We start from the raw sequence: 23793 nt of genomic DNA, 5'->3' as shown, positions 1-23793 counted from the left end.
AGAGACCATGCAGCGTCAATTTGAAGATGTCCTTCTGGGCAGTATCGAACTGTTCTGCCTGGCGGCCGAACTGGAGAGTTTCACCGAGGCCGCAAACGCCGCGAGCGTCACACCAGCCGCCGTCAGCCGTACGGTCGCGCGTCTGGAGGAGCGCCTCGGCGTGCGATTGTTCGTGCGGACCACCCGGCAGATCCGGCTGACCGATACGGGGCGACGCTACTTCGAACAATGTCGTCTGGCGCTGGCCCAACTCGCCGAAGCCGAGCGCGAAGCGACCGGACAGCAAACCGCGCCGACTGGCGTGCTGCGCATCAGTATGCCGACGCCGTATGGACACTATCGCGTGCTGCCCCTGCTGGCCGAGTTTCGCCAACGCTATCCGGGCGTGACGGTCGAAACGCATCTCAGCAATCGCAACATCGACTTCGGCGAAGAAGGCTTCGACCTGGCCATTCGCGGTGCGGCGCCCGGAGACTCCGGGCTGATCGCGCGCACGATCGAGGACGCGGAACTGGTGGTCGTCGCTTCGCCGGCTTATCTGCGCGGCGCCGCCAAACTGAAAACGCCCGACGATCTGGTCCATCACGACTGTGTCCAGTACGCGTTGCCGAGCACCGGCCGCAATCTTCCGTGGCTGTTCAAATACGAGGACGAGGTCGTCGAGACGATGACGAGCGGCGGATACACGTCGTCGGGCGACGTGCTTGCCGGGGCCACGCTGGCGCGTCACGGGGCGGGTATTTTTCAAACCTATCGGTTCATCGTCGAGAAAGACATTGCGGCGGGAACGCTGAAGGAGTTGCTCATTCCCTATGGCGGCTGTTCGCGGCCGTTCGTGCTGCTTTATCCGCATGCGCGGCATCTCTCGTCGCGCGTGCGCAGTTTCGTCGACTTCCTGATGGAAAAGCTGGGATCGTAGGCGGGCGGATGATCGCGCGACGCTCGCCACGAACATCCGTCACACGCGCAGCGGAAAGATGAACTTCGCCGCCAGCAGGCCGACCACTCCGCCGAGGAGTGTCTCCCACGCGCGCGCGCCGAGAAACGAAATGGAGTGCACGCCGCCGATCGCCAGCGTCACGACCAAGGTGAAAGCGAACGCCCCGCAAGCGATGTCGTAGCGCTCGGGCAAGGCCATCGCGTAGATGATCATGGCGGCCGCGACGGCGGCCCACGCGAGCAGCGGCACGTGCTCGACGAGCGGCAGGCAGGCCAGACCCAGCGGAACGCCGACCAGGGTGCCGATGATCCGCCTGCGCACCCGCTCGGCCGTGCCGCTCGCCGAGCCCGCCACCACGTAGGTGCTTGCCGTGATCGCCCAGGCGGACTCCTTGAGTCCGATCGTCTCGTTCAACACGACCACGACCAGCGCGCCGCTCGCTGCCTGCAGGCCCATGATGAGTTCCGCCGAAAGTTTCCAGCGATCCGGCACGTCGACGGGCGAAAGCACCGTCATGGCCGGACGCTCCGCCGGACCGCTGAGCAGACGCGGAACAATGGACGCGAGCGTGGCGATCAGTCCCGCCACCACGACGGCCGGCATGTCGACCGGCGTCAGATGAACGTTGTAGGCCAGCAATTGGCCGATGAATATCTGCGAGCCCATCCCCGCGCCCAGAATGCCGAAGCGCTTCAGGTAGCCGACGAGAAACGCGCCCGTCACGAGCGTCAGTTCAGGGCCCGCCGCGCCGATGGTCTGCAGGATTGGGGCGAACGCGATGAACATGGCCGCGCCGAGCACGGCGGCGGCACACAGGAATGCCAGGTCGCGGCTGGATTCGGGCCGGGAGATGCGCGCTTCCGAGACGCTGGCCCAAAGTGCGAAATTGCCGGCCAGCGAACCGACCAGCGTCGCGCCGGGTAGACCGTGGGTGACGTCCTGCAAAGTGCCAAGCGCGGCGGCGATCCCGTAGGCGGTGACGAGCCGTAGTCCTTTGATCCGGCGATGCGTGCCGGGATCGAACTGCTCCAGCCATGTCGTCGCGAGGCTTAAGACGCCACGCCCACCCTCGCCCGCGGGCTCGCCTCGAATGCCATCGCTCGCCGCGCGACTTTGCGCATCGGCGCCTACTATCTTGTCGTCCTCGGGGATCATCTTTCGCTTCACGGTATGGTGCGCGTCGGATTGGGCTACCTCGTAGTCTAGTCGATCGGAACCGCGCGGACGGCCCGGAAACCGTCGCCAGCGGCCGCGTCGCCGGCCCGATCAGGCAAGCGCGTCGCCGCGCAGCCAGCACCCGTCTGCCGCTTCAGACAATAAAATCGCATGCGATTTAATCTTATACGCTTGACAAGGCAAAACTTCTCCTCCATTATTCGACGCATGCGATTGCATCGCATACGATTTAAAGCAACTTCACAGCTCTGTTCTTCAAGGAATTCATCATGACCAAGATCGAAAAAGTCCTGCTCACCGGCAAAACCCACACGACGTTCAGCGGCCGCGGCGGTCGCGTCGACCTCAATCTGTCGGCGGGCAAAGGCGCCGGCGCGGACATCACGTTCCCGGCTGTAGAGGCGCATCCGACCGCGGAACAGCTGTTCGCGGGCGCCTGGTCGGCCTGTTACATCTCGGCGATCGGCCTCGTCGCTCAGGCGAAGAAAGTGACGCTGCCGGCCGATCTGTCCGTGGATATCGAGGTGGATCTGGGCATGACGGGCGACGCCTACCTGCTCCAGGCCCGCTTCAACGTCAGCGTACCGGGCGTGGCGCGCGAAGTCGCCGAGGCCATCGCGCATGAAGCACACCAGATCTGCCCGTATTCGAAAGCCACGCGCGGGAACATCGACGTCGTCGTCAACGTCGCCTGATTTTTCCATCACTGAACCGGCATTCGTGGGTGCGATCCGGCAAGGCTCGCTCCCCACATCGAACATTTTTTGGCGGAGTTTCACCATGAAAACCAAACTCGTTGTTGTATTGCTCCTCGCACTTTCTGCTTCCGCCGCCGCACCCGCGTTCGCCAGCGGCTATGGTCCAGCTCCCTTCTACCGGCCTTCGGTCGGCGCCCCGGCGTCGCAACGCGGCCAGAGCGCGCAAACCGTCGCCGCAAGTAACGACGATGCAACCGGCTCGCAAGCGGCGTATGGCGGTGTGGTCTCCGGTCAGTCGGAATCCGCGAGCCGGGTTGCCGTCGCGCCTCGCGACAATCTTTACGCACGTCATTGAGGCGCGCCGCCGGCCGCGGCAAGATCCCGGCCGGCTACGCATGCCAATGGCGGCATGATGGGCTTTGCCTGCCGGTCGGCTAGCCGAGCCGATCTCTGGCATGCTTGCGGGATCGCATCCGATAGACGGCGAGCCAACCACTGACGAAAAGGATTGGATTGAAATGACGACGCAAACCGAAACCGCCATCCTGGCCGGCGGCTGCTTCTGGGGCATGCAAGACCTGCTGCGGCGCTACCCCGGCGTGCTGTCCACGCGCGTGGGCTACACCGGCGGCGACGTGCCCAACGCCACTTACCGCAACCACGGCACGCACGCAGAGGCGCTCGAGATCGTGTTCGACCCGAGCCAGATCAGCTATCGCAAGATCCTCGAGTTTTTCTTCCAGATTCACGATCCAACGACGAAGAACCGCCAGGGCAACGACATCGGCATGAGCTACCGCTCGGCCATCTTCTATCTCGACGATGAGCAGAAGCGAGTGGCCGAGAACACCATCGCCGACGTCGAGGCTTCTGATCTCTGGCCCGGCAAGGTGGTCACCGAAGTTGCTCCGGCCGGCCCGTTCTGGGAGGCTGAGCCGGAACACCAGGACTATCTGGAGCGTATTCCCAACGGCTATACGTGTCATTTCGTGCGTCCGAACTGGAAGCTGCCGGAGCGCGGCTAACGGTTAAATGGAGCGCCAACGGTCGAGCATTGCCGTGGCGCAATAAACGAAGAAGCCCGCGGACGATGTCCGCGGGCTTCTTCGTTTGGCAGGGCGCCTGATGATGGGCGCTCGGATCGCATGATCCGCCGCTCATTCCCCGTTCTGCACCGCTTTGACGAGATTGTTGCGCAGCGTCACGATCGCCTTCTGCACTTTCGAGAACTCATCGGGCGCGAGGCCGGTTGCTTCGACGAGGTCCATATTCAGACCTTTTTCGCGCAAGCGCCGGCCACTTTTCGTGAGACCCACCCGCACCTGACGCTCATCTTCCGGGTCCCGCTGTCTTTCCACATAACCCGCCGCCTCCAGCTTCTTCAGGATCGGCGTAAGCGTGTTGGACTCGAGGAACAGCTTCTCGCCCAGACTGCTGACGGTCTGGTTGTCCTCCTCCCACAGCGCAATGATCGTGATGTATTGCGTGTAGGTCAGCCCAAGCTCTTCGAGAATCGGCTTATAGGCCTTGCCGAATGCCAGGTTCGCGGAATAGACCGCAAAACACAAGAAGTCGGAAAGCTTCACATCCGTGGAAGCGGGTTGGTCGGTCGATTTCATCTTCGTCCTCGTTGGGTAGAGGCTTGCGCCTCGCTAACGGCATTATACATCGCATGCGATTATATCGCAGTCGCTCAAACCGCCGAACATGGCGGAGGAGCACTGACGATCGGCTTCAGCGTCCGCTTCAGCTCGAGTAAGCTACCAGCGCGGACAATCATGGCCCTCAAATCGGCCGCTGCGCCGAACACTTGAAAGGTCGACACAGGATTCCCATAGGAGAACGTCTTGAAGCGGATCGTGGTGATCGGCGCAGGCTTCGCCGGACTGTGGAGCGCGGTGGGCGCGGCGCGCAAACTCGATGAACTGCGCGTACCCGCCGATCAGGTGGAAGTGGTCGTGATCAACGGCACGCCGTATCACAGTATCCGGGTGCGGAACTACGAACAGAATCTGGACGAGACGCGCGTGCCGCTCGCCGATGTTCTCGGGCCGATCGGCGTGCGGCTCGTCGAAGGCGAAGTTTCCGGCATCGATTCGGCAAACGGCCGCATCACCGTTCAGACCCAAGGGCTGGCGCAGACGCTGCCCTACGACCGGCTCGTCATCGCGGCGGGCAGCCAGCTCGTCCATCCCGACATTCCTGGTTTGACCGAGCACGCGTTCGACGTCGATACCTTCTCAGGCGCAACGAAACTCGCGGCGCACTTGCGCGGCTTGCCGTCGCTTGCGAGTGCGGCGAGTCCGTTTACGGCCGTCGTGGTCGGGGCCGGCTTGACGGGAATCGAACTGGCAGCCGAACTGCCGGCGCGCTTGCACGGCATCGCGGGCGACGCGCATCGCGACGCCGTGCATGTCGTGCTGGCCGATCGCTCGGCGAAGATCGGCCAGGCGATGGGCGGCGCGCAGCCTGTCATCGAGCGCGCCATGGATGCGCTCGGCGTCGAGATGCTCGCCGGCGTGTCCTTGCAGTCGGTGGACGTCGACGGCGTGGAGCTCACGAATGGCAGGCGCATCGATGCGGCCACGGTGATCTGGTGCGGCGGCATGCGCGCGAACGCGTTGACCGCGCAAATCCCCGTGACGCTCGATCCTTTTGGACGCCTTCCGGTAGATGCCTTCATGCGCGTGGAAAACGTCCCGCATGTATTCGCTGCGGGTGACTGCGCGCGCGTGTTGATCGACGGCGCACGGCCATCAGTCATGTCATGCCAGCACAGTCGGCCGATGGGACGCTACGCCGGTCACAACGTCGTCTGCGATCTGCTCGGTGGCGAGATGCTGCCGCTTCATATCGACTGGTACACGACCATTCTCGATCTCGGTCCCTGGGGTGCGGTGTACACGGAGGGCTGGGACCGGCATCTCGTGTCCGAAGGCGACACCGCCAAGGCGACCAAGCAGACCATCAACTGCATACGCATTTATCCGCCGCGCACGGGCCTTCGAGACGAGATCCTGCAAGCCGCCGCGCCTGTCGTGCAGACACCGCCGCCAACCGCCGCGGCTCGTTGAACCTGCGGAGTTCGCGAGCGACGCCGACGATTATGACCAGTACGGCAGTGACGGGCAGCCCGCAAAACTAACGGCTCAATGTTCAAGCGGCGTCGTTGCATTCGAGCTGCGCTTCGATGGCCGCCTTATCGATCACCGACCACACCTGCTCGATCTTTCCATTGCGGAATTGGTAGAACACGTTCTCCGTGAAGGAAACGCGCTTGCCGTTGACGGCGAGGCCGAGGAACGTTCCCTTTGGCGTACAAACGAAGCCGAGCCGGCTGGCTATATAAGGCGGATCCGAAATCAACAACTGAATGTTGAAATAAAGGTCCGGAATTTCGCGGAAGTCTCTCTCCAGCATCTCGCGGTAGCCGGATAAGCCGATGCGCTGACCGTTGTAGTGCGCATCGTCGTCGACGTACTGCCCGAGGTTCGGCCAGTCCTGTTTGTTCAGGCAGCCAATGTAATCCCGGTAGAGTTTGTAGAGGTCAGGCGTGTCCACGGCAATGGCTCCGTCCTTGTACAAGGTCCGTGCTGCGAGGCAGGAAGAATTGAGATTCTACCGCCGTGGATAAACCGCTCGGAAATCGCAGCGATGGCACGGCCTCAGGCTGTCCCGCCGACTTGCGCCCGCTGCTGCGCGTCGACCGTCTCCAGCACCGCTTGCACGACCCGCTCGACGCTCGGCCAGTTCCGCGCAGGTTCGCCCGCGACATACTGCTCAGGCGACACACTGCGATACGGCGGCGGATAACCCCAGATAGCGTCGTGCCTATCGGGTCGGGTGATGCTCCCGCCGATCACGGCAACGGTCGGACGACGAAACGCGGCGGCGACGTGCATCAGCATCGTGGAGTTCGTCAGCACGACGTTGGCCTCTTCGGTTAGAGCGAACATGACGCGCATCGGCACCTCGCCTGCCAGCGAGCGGACCGGCACGCCCGAACCCGCCGCGGCGATCGCCTCGGCGGCGCGCGCCTGATCCGCTTTGCTGCCGACGATCACGATGTCGCACGCATCGCCGGCTTGTTCCAATGTCTGCGCGATCCGCGCGAGCGCGGCGCCGACCTGGCGCGCGTCCCATGCCTTGGTCGGCACGCCGGCCCCGACGCCGACGATCAACCGCACGGTACGGCGCCCCGGCACGTTGCCCACATTCCAGAGTTGCGATGCGGTGGCGCGCTCGTCGCCGGTCAGGAACAGTTGCGGGCGCGCTTCCGGCAGCGCCGTCGCGCCGAGCAGTTCGCCCTGTGCGAGCGCGGCGCGGCCGCATTGGCGGGCCGCGAATTCGATAAACGCCTGACACCCGCTCCAGCCGCCGCGATAGCCGCGCACGCCGATGCGATACCGCACGCCCGTGCGCATCATCAGCAGCGCGCCCATGTAGCTGCCGAGCACGTCGATACCCACATCGAAGCCGCCGCGCGCGCGCAGTGCGGCGATCTGTGGAGACTTCCACAGAAAACGCAGCACGTTACCGTGCGAGCGGTCCTCGACCAGCTTGTTATTCCAGGGCGCGTCGATTTCCACGATCTCGTCGACGAAGGGATTGTTCTCGAGGATCGGACGCCCCCAACTGCCTACGCCGGCGATCAGGCGTGTCGTCGGAAAACGCTTGCGCAGCGCCTCGAAGAGCGGCGTGGTGGTGAGCAGTTCGCCGAAATCGTTCGGACGCAGCACGAGAATCTCGCGGGGCGTGTCGCGACTCGGATCGAACCGTTGCGGGTAGAAGCGGCCCATCAACCAGACCGGTGTTTCGATCAGCAGACTTTTCCAACCCATTGCGTCTCCAATGCGGCAGGCGGTGGCCGCCGTCGCCGCGCATCGGTTCGCGCCGACAGGCGTAGCTGGCGCGCCGGGCGCAGATGCGCCACAGGCGCCGCCCGGATCTCACGCCGATTGTGCATGGTTGCCGCAATGCGCTCTGTGTCCAGGCGTACAGAGCCGTGGACTGGGTATGCTCGCGCCGCGTTGAAATGCGGCCGGGCACGTCACGTGCTTCCGCATACGGGGCTATGAAGCTGACAGCCAAACAGACAACAAGGAGCAGAAAATGAAAGCAAAAACACTGATCTGCGCGACCGCTCTCGCCGCGATCTGCGCCTCACAAGGCGCCTATGCGCAGATTGCCGGGCTGCAACCGCTCGGCGGCACGGTCGAGCAAACCAAAATGCGCTGCTGAAGGGCTGGAGCGTGCGGCGCGCCCTTGTCGACGAGCCGGTCTACAACGATCTGAACGACAAGATCGGCAGCATCTATGACGTGATCATTTCGCCGGACCGTAAGGCGACGTATGCGGTCGTGTCGGTGGGCGGCTTCCTCGGCATGGGCAAGCACTATGTGGCGATCCCGGTGGATCACTTCGAGATCCGCGACGGCAACCTGTTCCTCGCCGGCGCGACGAAAGATGCGTTGAAGTCGGTGCCTGAGTTTGAATACAACAAGCTCGAAAAAGCCACCAAGCCACGCAAGGTCAAGGCGGAATAGTCGACGTGACATGCGCCGCTGCAAGCGTGAGACCGCTCACGTTCGCAGCGGCTTTGCGACAGCTCGCGCTTTTAGTGATTCGCGGCCGTGACGAGCTGCAGCGGCGTTTCAATCACGCTCGACAATTCGCTCTGCTTCTTTTGTTCGGTCACCGCCTTCAAGGCCACGTCGACGCCGAATACGGCTTGCCGCGCGGCGAACTGATTGATCGTGGCGAGCACGCGGCCATCGGCGATCAACGGCTTGATCGCGTCGATATCGTTGTAGCCGGTGACGTACACGCCGCCGGTTCTGCCCGCATCGCGAACCGCGTCGACTGCGCCCATTGCCATATTGTCGTTGCCGCACATCAACCCGCGAATCTGCGGATGCTCGCTGAGCATCTTCGAAGCGGCGTCGCGACCCTTCCCATAGTCCCAGTCGCCGGCCTGAACCGCGACGATGTTGATCCCCGCGGCGTTCATTGCATCCCGGCAACCGTCCGTGCGTTGCTGTGCATTGCGATCGGTTGAACTGCCTTCGATAATGCCTACCTGATCGCCCGCCTTGAGCCGCTCCGCCAGATAATTGCCCACCTGCTGCGCGCCCTTGCGATTGTTCGGGCCGACGAACGGCACGGAAATGCCGGCCGCGTCCTGAAACGCCTCGTCGAGCGGATTGTCGATCGAAACCACGATGATGCCCGCCTTGATCGCGCGCGCGACGACCGCCGTCAGCGCCTTCGAATCGGTCGGGGCAATGACGATCGCGTTCATCTTCGCCTTGATCATCTCCTCGACCATGCGGATCTGCCCAGTCGTGTCGCTTTCGGTGGCCGTGCCGCGCACCGTCAAATCGAATTGCGAGGCGTAGTGCTGCTGGTAGTTCTGCGCGGCGTTCGCCATCGCCACCGTGAACGGGTCGCCAAGCGACTTCAGCACGAGCGCGATCTTGAGCTTGCCGCCCGGCGTAACCGCTGCATTGGCCGCACCGCCGATGCCGGCCGCGGCCAGCGCGCCGGCAAACACCACCCGGCGACGCATCCTCCAGGACGACATCCTGCGGGGCGTCTTCTGCATCATCGAATCTCTCCTTCTAGGCCGCGCTGATGAATCGCAGTATTGCAGTCGGACGAAAGGCGGCCATAGCGCTGCCGGTTGTTCATCGATCGCCCATCAGCGCGAGCAAACGCGCGGTGATTTCATCGAACAACGGCCGGCTGTCGATCGCCTCGCTCAAGCAATTGTCCTTCAACTCCACCAGGAGAGCGCGAATGTTCGCCGACGCCTCCGGCCAATCGCATCGTTCGAGCAACTCTTCGAGCAGACAACCGTAGGCTCTGACTTCGAGGCGCTGAAGCGCGAGGCCGATGCTCCGATCGCCCAAAGCATAGAACGACGCCGCGCCGAAATCTCCCAACAACGCACGCCCCTGTCCGCCGTACAGGATATTGTGCGCGTACAGATCGCCATGCATGATGCCTTGCTCATGCAAATGACACGCCGCCGACGCGATACCGTACGCAATGCCCAACGCCGAAGCCATATCGAAGCGTGTGTCGGCGCCATAAATATCGCGCGTGCAGGATTCGAGACTCGGCGGACCGGCGAGGTTGGTGAATTGCGGATCGATCAGTTCCATCACGAGGCCGTGCGTACCGGCGGGATGATCCTTCACTTTCCCCGTCACCGGGATCAGGTTCGTATGATCGCCCGCGCGAATGCAGGCTGCCATTTCGCAGTCGGGCAACCCGTCGCTGGTCACTGCGCCCTTGAACAGTTTCACCGCGGCAGAGCGGGACGCGCCGTGCCGACCCGCAAGCTCCGCGCGATAGATGACACCGGAGGCGCCCTCGCCCAACTGCGCTTCGAGTTTCAAGTCGTGCCACGCTATCGCGGCGCTCGGCGTATCGATCAGCGCGGCCGCTTCGAGCGCTTCGCTGAACGGATTGCCGGCGTACGCCAGCCAGGACAGCCGCGGCAGACGCAGCAACCAGTCAGGCAGTCCATCGAGCTGATTCGCGGCGAGCCGCAGCAATTCGAGCTGCGAACAGGTCGCCAATTCCTCGGGAAGCGTTCGCAGACGGTTGCCCGCCAGCATCAGCTTTTGCAATTGCGTACAGCCGCCGATTTCGGCAGGCAACACTTCGATCTCGTTGTCCGTGAGGATCAACCAGCGCAATTGCGGCGGCAGCGCTTTGCCGGATACCTGCCGGATGCGGTTGGCCTTGAAGCCGACCATGCTCAATTGCGAACACTGTCCCAGCACTTCGGGCAATTCGGTGAACGGGTTGTCGGAGCCGAACAGAATGCGCAGCTTGCGCAGACGTGGCAGATCGTCGGGCAGCGAGGTGAGCGCGTTGCCCGACAGGTCGAGAACTTCCAGCGTGTCGGCGAGGTCGAAAATCTCGCGCGGAAATTCAGCCAGGCCGCAAGCCAGTTTCAGCCGGCGCGTGCCCGCGAGCTGGCCGGCCCGCAATTGATCAAGTGTCGTCGTCACAGTCGTGGAAGAGAGTCCGGTTGCCAGTACGCTTCAAATCGAAGGTATCAATTCTACTGAGTCACGAGCCTCGCGCGAAAACGGTTGAAAAGGGTTGTACAGTGATGCATCGTCCCGTCCAGAACAACGAGCCGCCGACTGTCATCGGTGGCGAGGAATTGGACAGCAAGATCCGGAGCGTAATCAGAGACAGCGAGGCTCACACTGTCGGATATTCGGCGCGCACGGCGCGCGTATTCGCAGACCCGCCTTGCGCGCATCTGCGCCTCCAACCAGTCAGGAGCAAGCAAAGTGACATACGCGTACAAGTTGATGGATTCGCCCGTCGGTCAGTTGAAACTCGTTGCGAACGGCGAGCACCTCGCTGCCATTCTGTGGGAGCACGACAAGCCGAACCGCGTGCGCCTTGGTGAGCTGATCGAAGCGAATGACCGGCCTGTGCTGATCGAGACCGAACGGCAGTTGAACGAGTATTTCGCCGGCACGCGGCATGAATTCGACCTTCCGCTCACGTTCCAGGGAACGGACTTTCAGAAGCAGGTGTGGACCGCGCTGTTGACCATACCGTTCGGCCAGACGCGCAGCTACTCGGAAATCGCAACGCAGATCGGCAACGTCAATGCAGTGCGGGCAGTCGGCGCGGCGAACGGCAAGAACCCGATTTCCATCGTGGCGCCGTGCCACCGGGTGATCGGCGCGTCAGGTGATTTGACCGGCTTTGCGGGGGGATTGGCGAACAAGATGCTGCTGCTGTCGCTCGAGGCCGGACAGACTTCGTTCGAAGCGGAAGCGGACGGGCAAACGGACATGTTCGCGCTCGAAGAAAGGGCGACGGTCAAGACTCAGATCAAATCCGAAGCTCAGACGAAACCCGCGCGCCACGCGCCGAGCCGCGGCACGCAAGCGTCACTGTTCGGAAATTGACCGGATGCATGGTCCGCGATGGCAGAGGACTCACTGCATCGCGTTGAACGCTTCGTGATAGATCGCATTACCGTCCGCATAAAGCACCTATCCTTAAGAAGCCCTTTGGGCGTCAACAGGAGGATGACATGCGCATGCTTCTCAACATACGAATCCCGCACGAACCGTTCAACACCATGGTGCGCGAGGGCACCGTCGGACAAGTGATCGGGAAAATACTGGAAGAAATAAAACCGGAAGCCGTCTACTTCACCGAGCAGAGTGGAGCGCGCGGAGCAGTCGTCGTGGTGGATGTCGACAACGCGTCGTCGATTCCCGCGCTCGCGGAGCCGTGGTTTCTGAAATTCAACGCCGACTGCGAATTGCGCATCGCGATGTTGCCGGAAGACCTGAAGAAAGCCGGACTTGAGAATCTCGGCTCGAAATGGAAATAGCGGTTGCCATCGGCGGTTCGCGAGGTGGACCGCCGATGGTTGCACCAACAAACAAAAACCGGCAGCACCGCGCTGCGATCAACCCAGTTCAAACGAGGTCACGCCGAACACGCGTTCAATAGACATGGCGGGCTGCTCCCGCGTATACATCCGCGCGGTTTCGAACACGCTCGTCATGCCATGCCGCTCGGCTAGCGCAATCGCATCCGCGTTGATCTCGGGCACATCGAAGAAAAACACTTCGCCGGCAATGCTCGACGTCAACGCGGAGAACAGACGAGCGGCAATCTCGTCGTTATCGGCGAAGAGCGGGCCGATCTTGTAGCCGGTCAAACAACGTCGCAACACGCCGTAGCCCACCACCTGGCCGTCGCGCACAGCAACTCGCGCCATCGCGCCAGGCTGCACAAGCCAGGCAGCGAGAAAGCGCTCGCGCGCAGCGGGAAAGCATTGTCGATCGTAGTTGTTCAAAGATTCGAAGGGCAGCGCCGAAGCATGCATCAAGTCGGCGTAGGGTTCGCCCTGAGCGATGTCTTGCGCGACGCCCTGAAAGCGGATGTTGCGATAGCCCAGCTGAAATCCGGACTTCCTGTAGTTCGCCTGTTGAGCGACCACGCCGTCCAGACCGACATTGCGGTTTCGCAAATACTCCATACCGTGCTGCCAGACGCGCATGCCGAAGCCTTGACCGCGAAACGCCGGTTGCACGATATAGAGGCCAATAAAGCCGAAGTCCTCGCCGTACGCGACAGCGGATAGACACGCCACCGGTTCGCCGCGCCATTCGCCGATGAAAAACCCGTGCGGGTCGGCCGCGCGAAAACACTCGGCATCGTGCAAGCCGGGATTCCATCCTTCCTGCGCCGCCCATTCGACCGCCAACGCGACGTCCGCCGCTGACATCGTGCGCACGACGAAATCGTCTGATTCGCTTACGTTCGTCTCGCCCATTGCTCCTCCAGCATCGCCGCAGCGGCCGTGGCCGCGACCTGGCAACCGAGAACGATGTGCGCCTCGGCCGTATCCTCGATGAAATCGTGGCTCACTCCGCCGATGCTCGGCACGAACATCATGCAAGCCGGCATGCAGCGGGCGATGACCTGCGCGTCGTGCGCGGCGCCGCTCGGCATGCGAATCCATTGGCCGGGCGCCACCGCCTCGGCGGCGCGGGCGAGATGGTCCGCGAGCGCCGCGTGCATGGTTACCGGTTGCATCGGTTCGTCGATGGTCGTCAGCTCGACGCTGATCGAGCCGCGCGCGTTGAAGTCCCGCACCAGCTCGGCGAGCCTGTCTTCCATCGCCTGCAGACGCTCGGCGTTCGCGTCGCGGAATTGGAGGTACATTTCCGCTGCGCCAGGCACGACGCTCAGCGAGCCTGGGTCGAGGTCGATGCGGCCCACCGTCCAGACGGTGTCGGCATCCGCGAGGTGCGCGAACGCTTCGTTCATCCGCGGGATGAAGGCCACCAACGCCGCGCCGGCGTCGCGCCGGATCGCCATGGGCGTCGTGCCGGCATGGTTGCGCTGCCCGGTGAAGCGCAGCCGCAATTCGCGCAGCCCGACGATCGTAGTGACGACCCCGATGGACTTGCCAGCCGCTTCCAGCCGGCCGCCCTGCTCGATATGCGGTTCGAGATAGGCAACCTGCCGGCCCGGCTCGAATCGCGCACGCGGCCGCCCGGCCAGACCCGCGGTGTGGAGCACGTCTTCGAGACGCTGGCCTTGCCGATTCGTGGCGTCGCGAATCGCCTCGTCGACGTTCTCGCCCACGAAACTGCGGCTGCCGAGCAAGCCGGAAAACGTGCCTTCTTCATCGATCCACGATGCGACGTCCACCGCGAGGTGACGCGTCGCCTCGTTTTCCGCGAGCGCGCGTGCAATCTCCAGCCCGTAGATCACGCCCATCGCGCCGTCGAGCCAGCCGCCGGTCGGCTGCGTGTCGGTATGCGAGCCGATCACGAGCGCGGGTCCGCTTTTACGCGAGCGTCCGAACACGGTCCCCACGCCGTCGATCGCGGCCTCGAGTCCCGCCTCCGACATGCGCCCGGCCAGCCATTCGCGCGACGCCAGATCCACCGGCGAAAGCGCCAGCCGAACAACGCCTGGGCCGGTGGCGCCGAAACTGCGTAGTTGCTTGAGATCGCTCAGCAACCGGTCCGGATCGATCCTCACCACGTTCTTATCTCCTTCGATTGTTAGTAAATAGCCCTGATGGTCGCATCGCGCACTAAATCGAATATGGACGCAGTTCGCAGGAGCCGCATCTCTCGTCACAGACTCGGTCGTCAAGCTTTCCCTGCCAGGTTCGTTGTCTGCGCATGATAGCCGCAGCCCGCGAACATCGTTCGCAATGGAGTTTCAACTTTGCACGCGCTCAGAACTGGGCGAAGAACGCCCGCGCCGCCACCATGCAGAACGACGCGACCAGTTCACCGTGATACGCCCGCAGCACTGCGGACGCGCCGCCGTCGGTCGCACCGCGGGCCACGGCCTGACTCGCGACCTCTGCCTTCGCGCCCGCGAATCCCTGCTTGACGCGCGCATACGGATCGTCGGGCCCGGCGACGGGAGAGTCCACATCCAGCACGGACGTGAGACCCGCGGACACGTTGGCGTTCTGCCAATGCGCCTGCTCGATGCGCGCGTTGAAAAAGAACACCGTGGGATCCGACGCGCCGCCGCACATCAGAACAGGGGCACGCGGCAGCCAGTTGCGCAAGTCGTTGCGCTTGAACGCCTGGCGCAACGGATGCTGAGGATTCGCTGCCGGTTTCATCGCGAGCGTCGGGTTGGGAAACGCGCCATCGGGATTGGCGGCGGCGTCCTCCAGCAGAGTCAGGCGATAGGCGTTGCGCACGAGATTGGTATCGCCGAAACCCGCGGCAAAGAGCGGTTTCAGGACCGGCGGCGTCAAAGGCGGCGAAGCGGGCGGCGTCATCGAAGCGTACTGCGATGCGGGCGGCACGCTGCTGAAGAGATGCGCGGGCGGCAGTTTGCCCGTGCTGAACAGCGTGTTGAGCGGCTGCAGGTTCGGCAGCAGCGTTTCGATAGCCGGCGCGTAAGCCGCTTCGTAGAAGTCGCCGGGCTGGCGATAGATATTCCCGTAGGCATGCTGATAACCCGTCACGATCAGCGTCGAGAAGAGCGTGGCGCCCAGGTTGACCTCGCCTTCGATGAGCGCGTCGGCGGTGGCGGCGAGTGCGTACGGCCCCGAACCCGGCGCGGACGCCGTCACCTTGACGCCGGCCGCCTGCAGCGCTCGATGCGTCGCCATTGCAACGAAGCCGCCTTGCGAATAGCCGGTGACGAACAGCTTGCCGTTTTCGCGCGTGCCTGCTTCGGGCTGCATGCCGGCTAGCGCCGCGCGTGCCGCCCGCAGCGAGTCGATCACATCGGCGGATTGCTGGTCGGCGTTGAGGTACGGGTGGTACGGGAGATCGGAGCCGGCGTAGCCCGCATAGTTGGTCGCCACCACGATATAGCCTTGCGCCGCATACATGGCCGCCACGCTGATGCCCTCCCCGGCGCCGTCGCCGTTGCCCGGGTCCGTTCGCGTGATATCGGCGAGGTTGTAGTTGCGATACGCGGTGGTGCCGTGCGCATAGAGCATGAGCGGACGCGGTCCGCTGCATGCCGCCGAACTTCCCGACGGGATCATCAATGCGCCGCTCGCGTGTGTGGACTCGCCCGCGCCGCCGATGGTCCGGTAGCGAAAGCTCACGATCTCGACGCCGCATGCGGGCGCGCCGGCTATCCGCGCAAGCTGCCGGCCGCCCGCGCTCGACGCCAGCAATTTCGCGAACTCCGCGGCGCTCAGCTTCAACGTGACGCGATGATCGAGAAGCTGGCCGCGGGCATTGCACGCTTCGCCGCATTGGGAATCGGCAGGCGCACCGGCACAGGCGCCCAGGGCGATACATGCCAGCAACCCGAGGGCCGCGTTTCGGATAGCTACCCACATGTGAGGCTCCGTCTTGTTGGTATGACGACGAGTGGCGGCCTTGCAGAGTGAGACGAGTATAGGTAAACCGGCCGGTTCAGCGCGGTTCGCCACTGGCATGCGCTAGCAACTCGTCGGCCCTCGACAGAAACAGCTTCAGCACCGGCGATGTATTCGACCTGCTATAGCCGATCACGAGATCGACGGTAGGCGTCTCGCCTTCCAGCGGCCGGCTGACCACCGACCACGGCAACAGGTTGGTCGCGTACTCGGGCATCAACGCGAGCCCGCGCGTAGAGGCGACCAGCGACATTGCCATGGCCAGGTTGTCGACGCCATGCTCGGGCGCGACAGTGATGCCGTTTTCGTGCAGATAGCGCTGGATCACGTCGTGCAGCACGCGCGCCTTGTTCGACGCCATGATGAAGGTCTCGCCGGCGAAATCCTCCGGGCGGATCGCGCTGCGCTCGGTGAGGCGATGGTCGCTCGGCATGAGCACGATGAGCTTCTCGCTGCTGACCACCCGATAGTCCAGATCGAAGCCCGGTTCGGCACGCAGAAACGCAAGGTCGAGCTTGCCGCGCGCGAGCGCGTCGGCGAGGTCAGGGGAATAGTGGCTCGACACCGTGACGTCGATATTCGGCAGTTCATCGCGCAACACCTGCATGGCGCGCGGCAGCCACGTCATTTCCTGGCCGGTCAGAAAGCCCAGCGCGAAAACCTGCTTGGAGGGCCGCGCCGCCCGGCGCGCGGCTTCGGTGGCGGCGTCGACTTGCGACAGCGCGAGCCGCGCGTGGTCGAGGAATGCCTTGCCCGCCGCGGTCAATTCGACGCCGCGCGCGCTGCGGCTGAACAACTCCGCGCCGACCTCGTCTTCCAGATCGCGAATCTGGCGGCTCAGCGACGGCTGCGACGTGTGCAGACGCCGTTCCGCCGCCACCGTCAGGCTGCCCGTTTCGGCGACGGCCACGAAGTACCGCAGATGTCGAAGCTCCATAAAACCTCTGTGAGTCTTACCGCGAATGGTATGCCTAGCAGGCATGCCCGTCAGCCTACAAAGTCTTTTTCCTTTGCACAAGCCCCCACTACATTACCCCTCATGCAGCGCGACGACAGACCGCCAAATCAGCTCCACGGCCTTTCGACACGCACCCGCACCCATACCTTCCATCTATATCGCCGAGGAACCGAAAATGACCACGACAGTTGCTTCGAACGACGCCGCCGCCGCCCGTCACACCCATCAGACCGCGCCGACCCGGTATGTCGACGCGAACGGCATCCGCTTCGCGTATCGCCGGTTCGGCAAGACGGGCGGCGTGCCGCTGGTGTTCAACATCCATTTCACCGGGACGATGGACCACTGGGACCCGGCCGTCACCGATGGCCTCGCGCGGGATCGCGAAGTCATTCTGTTCAACAACGCCGGTATTTCGAGCACGTCCGGCGAGGTGCCGGAGTCGATCGAAGAAATGGCCGCCAACGCCGCCGCGTTCATCAAGGCGCTGGGCCTCAAGCAAGTCGACGTGCTGGGCTTCTCGATGGGCGGCCTGATCGCGCAGACGCTGGCGATCGCCGAACCGGCGCTAGTGCGCCGCGTGATCCTGGTCGGCACCGGCCCGCGCAGCGGCGAAGCGATGCAATCGCTGACGCCCGAGGCCCAGGAGATCTTCGGCGCGGCGTATGCGCGAGCGGATCATCTGTGGCTGCGCGTGCACTTTTCGCCTTCGGATGCGAGTCAGACCGCGGGCCGCCGCTTCCTGCAGCGCTTCCGCCAGCGTAGCGAAGGACGCGATCCCGAGGCCAACGAGAAAGTCGCGCCGGCCCAACTCGCCGCGCTCGCCAAATGGGGCGCGCCGCGTGAGAACCCGTTCGACTATCTGAAGGCCCTCAGGCAGCCGACGCTCGTCGTCAATGGCGACCACGACGTGATCATCTATTCGATCAACTCGTGGATTCTTCAGCAGAACCTGCCGAACGCGCAATTGATTATCTATCCCGATGCCAACCACGGTTCGCTGTACCAGTATCCGGAGCGTTTTGTGGCCCACGTCGCGCAGTTCCTCGCCGACAGCGGGTCTGCGGTCTGAGCTACGGCCCTGCATTCACCACCTTGATTGCCTCGCACTCGAATCAACTCGAAGGAGTTTCACCATGAACGACCTCACAGGGAAAACCGCGCTCGTCACGGGCGCTTCACGCGGCATCGGCCGCGCCAGTGCTCTTGCGCTCGCCAAGGCCGGCGCACAGGTGCTGGTCCACTACAGCAGCGGCGAGAATGAGGCGGATGCCGTGGTCGCGGAAATTCGCGCGGCCGGCGGCAATGCGCAGAAAGTCGCCGCGAATCTGCGCGCGGCCGACGGCGCGCATACGCTCGCCAAACAGGTGCGCGCCGTGATCGGCCATCGGCTGGATATTCTGGTGGCCAACGCAGGGATTTCGAAGGGCGTCAGCATCGAGGACACGACCGTCGAAGACTTCGACGATCTGTTCGCCGTGAACGTGCGCGCGCCTTATTTCCTCGTGCAGCAGTTGCTGCCGGTGATGTGCAAGGGCAGCAGCGTGGTGCTGCTGTCGTCGCTCGCGGCGCGCGCCGCGGTCGGCACGCTGTCGGCCTACGCCGCCACCAAGGGCGCGGTCGATACGCTCGTCAAGCATTTCGCCGCCGCGCTCGGTGAACGTGGCATTCGCGTGAATGCGGTGGCGCCGGGTGTGGTCGAAACCGATATGTCGAACTTCACGAAGACCGACACCGGACGCGCAGCGACGCTGGGTATGCAGGCGCTCAAGCGCGTGGCGCAACCGGACGACATCGGCGGCGCGGTGGCCTTTCTCGCCTCGGATGCCGCGCGATGGGTTACCGGCGAAACGTTGCATGTCGACGGCGGTTCGAAGCTTTGAATCCGCGAACGGGATTCCGTTTGTGATCGCGCCGCGAAGACTCTCTGGAATGCCGCCGATGTGTGGCGGCACGCCGTGAGTCTTCGCCGGCGCGAGTTGGTACGCGTCTCAAGCGGCAAGCGAGCCGCTTACTTCCACAAAGTGCGGCCGAAAAATGTCAGCGTACGGTCCCACGCAAGTTGCGACCACACGGGATCGAACTGCGTCCTCGGAATACGGCCCGGGCCCACCGCCGTTTCGTTCGCGAACGCGTGGTGCGCGAGATAGCGGTGAAACTCGACGTCGACACTCGCTTCCTTCAGTTTGCTTTCCAGTGCATCGACCGTTTCAGCCACGAAGAAGTCGTCCTGCAACGCCCAGTGACCGATCAGCGGTGCCTTGATTTTCGATGCGTCGATATATTCCAGCGGCGGGAAGCCATACCAGACCACGCCAGCGGACACTTCAGGGATATTGCACAGCGCGAGCAAGGTCAGCGCGCCGCCCATGCAAAAGCCCGTCACGCCGACATTCGTCGCGTGCTGCTTCAGATACTGGACGGCTCCGCGCACATCCTGCGTGGCGGCGTCGCCGAAATCGAGCCCGTCGAGCAGATGGTGGGCTTCTTCCTCTTCCACCGTAGTTTTGCCTCGGAAAAGATCAGGCACCAGCGCCAGATAGCCGCACTGCGCGAGCCGGTCAGCCACGCCGCGAATCTGGTCGTTGACGCCCCACCACTCCTGAATCACGACGATGGCGGGCGCACCCTCCAGCTTCTGCGGCTTGGCGAGATAGCCCTGGATCTGCTGGCCGTCGGGCCGGCTAAAGGTGATCATCGAACCTGCTGTCTGTGTCATCTGTTGCTCCTCGAAGTAGACGAAATCGCTAGCATAGTCCCAGCGTGGCAGGTTCTGCTTGCCCGCTGCCGCGTCAGGTCCGGTCGGTACGAACAGCGCGCTCTGCAGCGAAGGAATTTACCGCCGGTCACCAGCTTGACGTGATCGAGTTGCAACGCGATGAAAGGCCGCTTCGCCTCGTCAATGGAATCCACGGCCATCAAAAAGGCGGAGCGGCCAGGTGTGCTTCAAGTCTGGAAATAGCGCGGCCGGTCGAGGTCGGCGATCAAACCCGGCTGTCTTGGCGCCCAGTCCAGCAGCTTGCGCGTCTGCTCGCTCGAAGTCGGCGCGTCCAGCCCGGCAAACAGCGCGAACCAGCCGAAATGATCGGCTGCCTCATCGACCGTTTGCGCGACCACCGGCACGTCCAGGCGTCGGCCGATCACAGCGGCGATCTCCTTGAACGGCACACCTTCCTCGGCAATGGCGTGATACCGGCTGCCGGCGACGCCGCGTTCGAGCGCGAGCCGGTAGACACGCGCGGCGTCGTGCCGGTGCACCGCGGGCCAGCGGTTGAGGCCATCGCCGATGTACGCCGAGACGCCCTTTTCGCGCGCCACGCCGATGAGATGCGGAACGAAGGCGTGGTCGCCATCGCCATGCACCGACGGCGGCAGACGAACCACCGACGCGCGCACGCCACGCGCCGCCAACAACGCAGCCGTCGCCTCCGACACGCGAGGATAGGCGTCCGAGCGTGGCACCGCCGCATCGTCCTCGGTCGCGAGGCGGCCCGACGCCAGCAACGCGACGCCGGAGGTCACGAGCAGCGGACGCTCCGTGCCGACGAGCACGGAGCCGAGCGCTTCGATGGCGCGCCGGTCCAACTCGCAGTTCTCCGCGAACCGGGAGAAGTCGTGATTGAAGGCCGTATGGATTACACCGTCCGCAGCGGCCGCTCCGGCTTTGAGGCTGTCGAGATCCTCGAGCGAACCACGCAGGACCTCCGCTCCGGTCCTGGCCAGCGACTCGGCCGCGGCGTCCGAGCGCACGAGGCCGAGCACCGAATGTCCGGCGGCAATGAGTTCGGCAACCACGGCGGAGCCGACGAATCCGGTCGCTCCGGTAACAAAGACGCGCATCGTAAGACCCTCCAGTTGAAAACGAAGGTCGACTATCGGCGGGGTTCCTTCAGAGATGAAGTAGTGACGTTTTAGGGGTATACGCACTAACAGCTTGAGCGATTCAGATGTCAGGCAAGCATCTTGCTGATCTAACCAAAGATAAATCGAGTATTTTCAATGCCGGGAGCGCGGGATGCATCAGTTGAACCGCTTTGCCTTATTCATGCTGCTGCCGCTCGCCGCGTGCGCGGCAGGACCGTCGAGTCCCACCGATACCGGCTTTGGCCCATCACCGGTATTGCCCGCGCCGGAATCGTCGCTGATGACCACGGTTAATATCGCGCCCGTTCAGGCGCGGCCCGCCGACTTTCGCCCTACCGCGCCAAATGGCTTTGTCGTGACGGAATTCGGCCGCGGCTTGACTCATCCGCGCTGGCTCTACACATTGCCGAACGGCGACGTGCTCGTAGCGGAAAGCAATGCACCCGAGCAGCACGACGAAGGTAGCGGCATCTTCGGCTGGGTTAGAAAACAGGTGATGAAGCGCGCGGGAGCGGGCACGCCGAGCCCCGACCGTATCGTGCTATTGCGCGATACCACCGGCAGCGGCGTCGCCGATCAGCAGACCGTGTTCCTCAGTGGCCTGCACTCGCCGTTCGGCATGGCGCTGATCGGCAATCAGCTCTATGTCGCCGATACGGACGCCATTCTGCGATTCGATTACACGCCCGGCGCGACGCAGATCGCAACGCCTGGCGTGAAGGTGGCTGATCTGCCGGCTGGGCCGATCAATCATCACTGGACCAAAAACATCCTGGCTGATCGTGCGGGCAAGCATCTCTACGTGACGGTGGGATCGAACAGCAACGCGGGAGAAAACGGCGCTGACGCCGAAGCGGACCGCGCACGGATTCTCGAATTCGACGTGGCGTCGGGCCAGATGCGCCCCTTCGCGACAGGCTTGCGCAACCCTAACGGAATGTCCTGGCAGCCTGACAGCGGCGCACTGTGGACAGCGGTCAATGAGCGCGACGACCTGGGCAACAACCTCGTGCCCGATTACATGACATCCGTGAAAGACGGCGCGTTTTACGGCTTTCCCTACAGCTATTACGGCCAGCATATCGACACGCGCGTCAAACCTCAGCGCCCCGATTTGGTCGCCAAGGCCATCGCCCCGGACTATGCGCTCGGCAATCACACGGCATCGCTCGGGCTGGTTTTTTATGACCGGACGCTGTTCCCCGCGCATTACCGCGACGGCGCTTTTGTCGGTCAGCATGGGTCGTGGAATCGCAAGCCGTATAGCGGCTACAAGGTGGTGTTCATCCCCTTCGTCAAAGGCCAACCCGCGGGTGCTCCGGAAGATTTCCTGAGCGGCTTTCTGACCGCCGAAGGTCACGCCGTGGGTCGGCCAGTCGGCGTCGCGGTGGATAAGCGTGGCGCGCTGCTGGTGGCGGACGACGTCGGCAATGCGGTCTGGCGTGTCGCGCCGCGTACCGAAAACGGCGCGGCAGTCGGCACGCCGCCGGCGCAATGACAGCGGATCCGCCAAACGCTTATCGGCAGCACAACGGCGAACACTCTAGTCCCGCAAATCAGAACCGCTCCAGCACGCCAAGCTGCACACCCTTGACCGGCGCGCCCGGATACGCAACCGGCAGCCCGGTCACGTTGACGCCGCGCAGGGTGAAGCTGGCATCGTCGTGATTGGCCAGGTAGGCGCCGCTAAAATAGAACAGCAAACTCCGCGAAAAGTTGTATTCGAACGCCACGCTGAACTGGTCGGCGCTCGCGCCGGCTCCTGTATAGTCGCGCACATGCGCATAGCCCAGCGACGCGCGAGCACTCGGCGAAAAACTGTACTGCGCCGACAGCGAGCCACCCGCGCCGTGATAGAGCGGCGTGCCGCCATCGCCGTTGAAGAACGCGAGCCACACACGCACCTTGTCGATCGCGTAGGTCGCGCCACCGAGATTCGCCCGCAGCGCGCCCGCGCCGTGTGTCTGCTGTCGCGCGTAGAGCAGTCTGAGGTTGTCCAGCTGATAGGCGGCGGTCACGTAGTATCCGTCGATGCCGTTGCCGTCGTTCTCCGACGGATCGCGCGTGGCCGTCATCACAGTCGCGCTGAAACCGCCGACGACCGGCGAGAAATACGCGATCGCGTTGCTGGCGTAGGGCGTGATCTTCGACAGGTTGTTCAGTCCGGACGCGATGGTGCCGGCGCCGAACGCATCGAGGTCGCCCTTGAACGGGATATAGATGGGTGAGTATTGCCGGCCGAAACGCACCTCGCCCCAGGCGTTGCGCGCGCCGATCCACGCTTGACGGTTGAATAGAACACCTGGAGTTTGAAGCGTGCCATCTACCGAGCTAAAGCCGTTTTCCAGCGTGAAGATGATATCGGTGCCGTTGCCGAGCGGCTCGCTGCCGCGCAAGCCGACGCGCGAACCGCGATAGGCACCCGAGTCCAGACGTGGAGTCCAGCCGGACCCCGGGTCGGTTATTTCGAGGCTGGTGTCAAGCACGCCGTACAGCGTGACGGTACCCGCGCCGCCATCGGAGGCCGCCACGCCAGGCAAGCAAAATAGCAGCGCCGCGCCTGCTACGCCCGCGTGCCAACCCACACGACGGCTCCAGGCGGCGACCTGCGCCACCGGATTCCACGTTCGTCGCGGCTTGTCGATTCGAGTTTTCGCGGCGTCGACCAGATGCAGTCCCCCATAGGCACGTCGAGCGTGTGTTACGGAATGAGGGCGCTCACCGTCGCATCACGACTGGAATGTGAACGGGTGTTGAACGGCCCAGCAGCGAACAT

At 63.6% G+C, this 23793-nt stretch carries 23 protein-coding genes and 1 pseudogene; 11 read left to right on the top strand and 13 right to left on the bottom strand.

All coding sequences use genetic code 11. From position 1 onward, the window contains the following. The first annotated feature begins 7 nt into the window (after positions 1–7). Positions 8–919 carry a LysR family transcriptional regulator gene (locus PQR54_RS15755; protein WP_408247124.1) on the top strand — a complete coding sequence of 304 codons (912 nt, stop codon included), beginning with the start codon at positions 8–10 and terminating at the stop codon, positions 917–919. Between the two features lie 39 nt (positions 920–958). On the opposite strand, the gene PQR54_RS15750 is transcribed toward PQR54_RS15755, so the two are convergent. Beyond that, complete coding sequence (locus PQR54_RS15750; RefSeq protein ID WP_408247122.1) at positions 959–2095, bottom strand: FUSC family protein; 1137 nt, start codon at positions 2093–2095, stop codon at positions 959–961. A 290-nt stretch (positions 2096–2385) separates the two neighbouring features. Here PQR54_RS15750 and PQR54_RS15745 point away from each other — a divergent pair, with 290 nt between their 5' ends. The 3 genes from PQR54_RS15745 to msrA all read left to right on the top strand — a co-directional run bounded on the left by PQR54_RS15745 (position 2386) and on the right by msrA (position 3839). Beyond that, positions 2386–2811, top strand: coding sequence for an Ohr family peroxiredoxin (locus tag PQR54_RS15745; RefSeq protein ID WP_408247120.1), 426 nt, complete (start codon positions 2386–2388; stop codon positions 2809–2811). Positions 2812–2896: 85 nt separating this feature from the next. Continuing rightward, entirely contained in the window at positions 2897–3169 is a 273-nt protein-coding gene (locus PQR54_RS15740) for a hypothetical protein (protein WP_408247118.1), read from the top strand. A 163-nt stretch (positions 3170–3332) separates the two neighbouring features. After that, positions 3333–3839, top strand: a complete 507-nt coding sequence (msrA, locus tag PQR54_RS15735) for a peptide-methionine (S)-S-oxide reductase MsrA (protein ID WP_408247116.1) — start codon at positions 3333–3335, stop codon at positions 3837–3839. 132 nt (positions 3840–3971) lie between these two features. Here the strand turns inward: msrA and PQR54_RS15730 are convergent, their stop codons facing one another. Then, positions 3972–4433 carry a MarR family winged helix-turn-helix transcriptional regulator gene (locus PQR54_RS15730; protein WP_116123046.1) on the bottom strand — a complete coding sequence of 154 codons (462 nt, stop codon included), beginning with the start codon at positions 4431–4433 and terminating at the stop codon, positions 3972–3974. 228 nt (positions 4434–4661) lie between these two features. Between PQR54_RS15730 and PQR54_RS15725 the strand changes: the two genes are divergently transcribed. Beyond that, complete coding sequence (locus PQR54_RS15725) at positions 4662–5888, top strand: NAD(P)/FAD-dependent oxidoreductase (RefSeq protein WP_408247114.1); 1227 nt, start codon at positions 4662–4664, stop codon at positions 5886–5888. Positions 5889–5970: 82 nt separating this feature from the next. On the opposite strand, the gene PQR54_RS15720 is transcribed toward PQR54_RS15725, so the two are convergent. Then, complete coding sequence (locus PQR54_RS15720) at positions 5971–6375, bottom strand: ester cyclase (RefSeq protein ID WP_408247112.1); 405 nt, start codon at positions 6373–6375, stop codon at positions 5971–5973. Between the two features lie 104 nt (positions 6376–6479). Beyond that, a complete protein-coding gene (locus tag PQR54_RS15715) occupies positions 6480–7655 on the bottom strand; it encodes a glycosyltransferase family 9 protein (RefSeq protein ID WP_408247110.1) in 1176 nt (391 codons plus the stop codon). A 271-nt stretch (positions 7656–7926) separates the two neighbouring features. Between PQR54_RS15715 and PQR54_RS15710 the strand changes: the two are divergent. Continuing rightward, positions 7927–8360, top strand: a pseudogene (locus PQR54_RS15710) (PRC-barrel domain-containing protein). Between the two features lie 71 nt (positions 8361–8431). Here PQR54_RS15710 and PQR54_RS15705 read toward each other — a convergent pair. Together PQR54_RS15705 and PQR54_RS15700 are read right to left on the bottom strand one after the other, a co-directional pair. Beyond that, complete coding sequence (locus PQR54_RS15705; RefSeq protein WP_408247108.1) at positions 8432–9421, bottom strand: substrate-binding domain-containing protein; 990 nt, start codon at positions 9419–9421, stop codon at positions 8432–8434. A gap of 79 nt (positions 9422–9500) precedes the next feature. Further along, positions 9501–10838, bottom strand: a complete 1338-nt coding sequence (locus PQR54_RS15700) for a leucine-rich repeat-containing protein kinase family protein (protein WP_408247106.1) — start codon at positions 10836–10838, stop codon at positions 9501–9503. A 291-nt stretch (positions 10839–11129) separates the two neighbouring features. Here PQR54_RS15700 and PQR54_RS15695 point away from each other — a divergent pair, with 291 nt between their 5' ends. After that, entirely contained in the window at positions 11130–11762 is a 633-nt protein-coding gene (locus tag PQR54_RS15695) for a methylated-DNA--[protein]-cysteine S-methyltransferase (RefSeq protein WP_408247104.1), read from the top strand. A gap of 128 nt (positions 11763–11890) precedes the next feature. Further along, positions 11891–12196 (top strand): panthothenate synthetase, encoded by a 306-nt coding sequence (locus PQR54_RS15690; protein ID WP_408247103.1) that lies wholly within the window; start codon positions 11891–11893, stop codon positions 12194–12196. A 78-nt stretch (positions 12197–12274) separates the two neighbouring features. Here PQR54_RS15690 and PQR54_RS15685 read toward each other — a convergent pair whose 3' ends face one another. The 4 genes from PQR54_RS15685 to PQR54_RS15670 form a co-directional block, all read right to left on the bottom strand. Then, on the bottom strand, positions 12275–13147 hold the full coding sequence (locus PQR54_RS15685; RefSeq protein WP_408247101.1) for a GNAT family N-acetyltransferase: 873 nt from the start codon (positions 13145–13147) through the stop codon (positions 12275–12277). Continuing rightward, positions 13129–14370, bottom strand: a complete 1242-nt coding sequence (locus PQR54_RS15680) for a Zn-dependent hydrolase (protein WP_408247099.1) — start codon at positions 14368–14370, stop codon at positions 13129–13131. Before PQR54_RS15680 ends, PQR54_RS15685 begins: the two co-directional genes overlap by 19 nt. Positions 14371–14569: 199 nt before the next feature. Then, the gene (locus tag PQR54_RS15675) at positions 14570–16156 is read right to left on the bottom strand and encodes an alpha/beta hydrolase family protein (protein ID WP_408247097.1); all 1587 of its coding nucleotides are present in this window, start codon (positions 16154–16156) and stop codon (positions 14570–14572) included. Positions 16157–16232: 76 nt separating this feature from the next. Beyond that, entirely contained in the window at positions 16233–17132 is a 900-nt protein-coding gene (locus PQR54_RS15670) for a LysR substrate-binding domain-containing protein (RefSeq protein WP_408247095.1), read from the bottom strand. Positions 17133–17328: 196 nt separating this feature from the next. On the opposite strand from PQR54_RS15670, the gene PQR54_RS15665 reads away from it, so the two are divergent. Both PQR54_RS15665 and PQR54_RS15660 read left to right on the top strand, forming a co-directional pair. Beyond that, positions 17329–18225 (top strand): alpha/beta fold hydrolase, encoded by an 897-nt coding sequence (locus PQR54_RS15665; protein WP_408247093.1) that lies wholly within the window; start codon positions 17329–17331, stop codon positions 18223–18225. A 64-nt stretch (positions 18226–18289) separates the two neighbouring features. Further along, on the top strand, positions 18290–19036 hold the full coding sequence (locus tag PQR54_RS15660) for an SDR family NAD(P)-dependent oxidoreductase (protein WP_408247091.1): 747 nt from the start codon (positions 18290–18292) through the stop codon (positions 19034–19036). 128 nt (positions 19037–19164) lie between these two features. On the opposite strand, the gene PQR54_RS15655 is transcribed toward PQR54_RS15660, so the two are convergent. Both PQR54_RS15655 and PQR54_RS15650 read right to left on the bottom strand, forming a co-directional pair. After that, on the bottom strand, positions 19165–19872 hold the full coding sequence (locus PQR54_RS15655) for a dienelactone hydrolase family protein (RefSeq protein ID WP_408247089.1): 708 nt from the start codon (positions 19870–19872) through the stop codon (positions 19165–19167). Positions 19873–20099: 227 nt separating this feature from the next. Then, a complete protein-coding gene (locus PQR54_RS15650) occupies positions 20100–20993 on the bottom strand; it encodes an SDR family oxidoreductase (RefSeq protein ID WP_408247087.1) in 894 nt (297 codons plus the stop codon). A 175-nt stretch (positions 20994–21168) separates the two neighbouring features. Between PQR54_RS15650 and PQR54_RS15645 the strand changes: the two genes are divergently transcribed. After that, entirely contained in the window at positions 21169–22515 is a 1347-nt protein-coding gene (locus tag PQR54_RS15645) for a PQQ-dependent sugar dehydrogenase (protein ID WP_408247084.1), read from the top strand. A 58-nt stretch (positions 22516–22573) separates the two neighbouring features. Here the strand turns inward: PQR54_RS15645 and PQR54_RS15640 are convergent, their stop codons facing one another. Continuing rightward, a complete protein-coding gene (locus PQR54_RS15640; RefSeq protein WP_408247082.1) occupies positions 22574–23602 on the bottom strand; it encodes a porin in 1029 nt (342 codons plus the stop codon). Between the last annotated feature and the right edge of the window lie 191 nt (positions 23603–23793).

Source organism: Paraburkholderia phytofirmans, from assembly GCF_046028095.1.
GTDB lineage: Bacteria > Pseudomonadota > Gammaproteobacteria > Burkholderiales > Burkholderiaceae > Paraburkholderia > Paraburkholderia phytofirmans_A.
Note: the sequence above shows the minus strand (reverse complement) of the source record. Positions and strands in the feature narration are given on the sequence as shown.

Coding starts and splice junctions, on each gene's coding strand:
- PQR54_RS15755 (WP_408247124.1), top strand. CDS start 8: ATGCAGCGTCAATTTGAAGATGTCCTTCTGGGCAGTATCGAACTGTTC.
- PQR54_RS15750 (WP_408247122.1), bottom strand. CDS start 2,095: ATGATCCCCGAGGACGACAAGATAGTAGGCGCCGATGCGCAAAGTCGC.
- PQR54_RS15745 (WP_408247120.1), top strand. CDS start 2,386: ATGACCAAGATCGAAAAAGTCCTGCTCACCGGCAAAACCCACACGACG.
- PQR54_RS15740 (WP_408247118.1), top strand. CDS start 2,897: ATGAAAACCAAACTCGTTGTTGTATTGCTCCTCGCACTTTCTGCTTCC.
- msrA (WP_408247116.1), top strand. CDS start 3,333: ATGACGACGCAAACCGAAACCGCCATCCTGGCCGGCGGCTGCTTCTGG.
- PQR54_RS15730 (WP_116123046.1), bottom strand. CDS start 4,433: ATGAAATCGACCGACCAACCCGCTTCCACGGATGTGAAGCTTTCCGAC.
- PQR54_RS15715 (WP_408247110.1), bottom strand. CDS start 7,655: ATGGGTTGGAAAAGTCTGCTGATCGAAACACCGGTCTGGTTGATGGGC.
- PQR54_RS15705 (WP_408247108.1), bottom strand. CDS start 9,421: ATGATGCAGAAGACGCCCCGCAGGATGTCGTCCTGGAGGATGCGTCGC.
- PQR54_RS15690 (WP_408247103.1), top strand. CDS start 11,891: ATGCGCATGCTTCTCAACATACGAATCCCGCACGAACCGTTCAACACC.
- PQR54_RS15685 (WP_408247101.1), bottom strand. CDS start 13,147: ATGGGCGAGACGAACGTAAGCGAATCAGACGATTTCGTCGTGCGCACG.
- PQR54_RS15675 (WP_408247097.1), bottom strand. CDS start 16,156: ATGTGGGTAGCTATCCGAAACGCGGCCCTCGGGTTGCTGGCATGTATC.
- PQR54_RS15670 (WP_408247095.1), bottom strand. CDS start 17,132: ATGGAGCTTCGACATCTGCGGTACTTCGTGGCCGTCGCCGAAACGGGC.
- PQR54_RS15665 (WP_408247093.1), top strand. CDS start 17,329: ATGACCACGACAGTTGCTTCGAACGACGCCGCCGCCGCCCGTCACACC.
- PQR54_RS15660 (WP_408247091.1), top strand. CDS start 18,290: ATGAACGACCTCACAGGGAAAACCGCGCTCGTCACGGGCGCTTCACGC.
- PQR54_RS15655 (WP_408247089.1), bottom strand. CDS start 19,872: ATGACACAGACAGCAGGTTCGATGATCACCTTTAGCCGGCCCGACGGC.
- PQR54_RS15650 (WP_408247087.1), bottom strand. CDS start 20,993: ATGCGCGTCTTTGTTACCGGAGCGACCGGATTCGTCGGCTCCGCCGTG.
- PQR54_RS15645 (WP_408247084.1), top strand. CDS start 21,169: ATGCATCAGTTGAACCGCTTTGCCTTATTCATGCTGCTGCCGCTCGCC.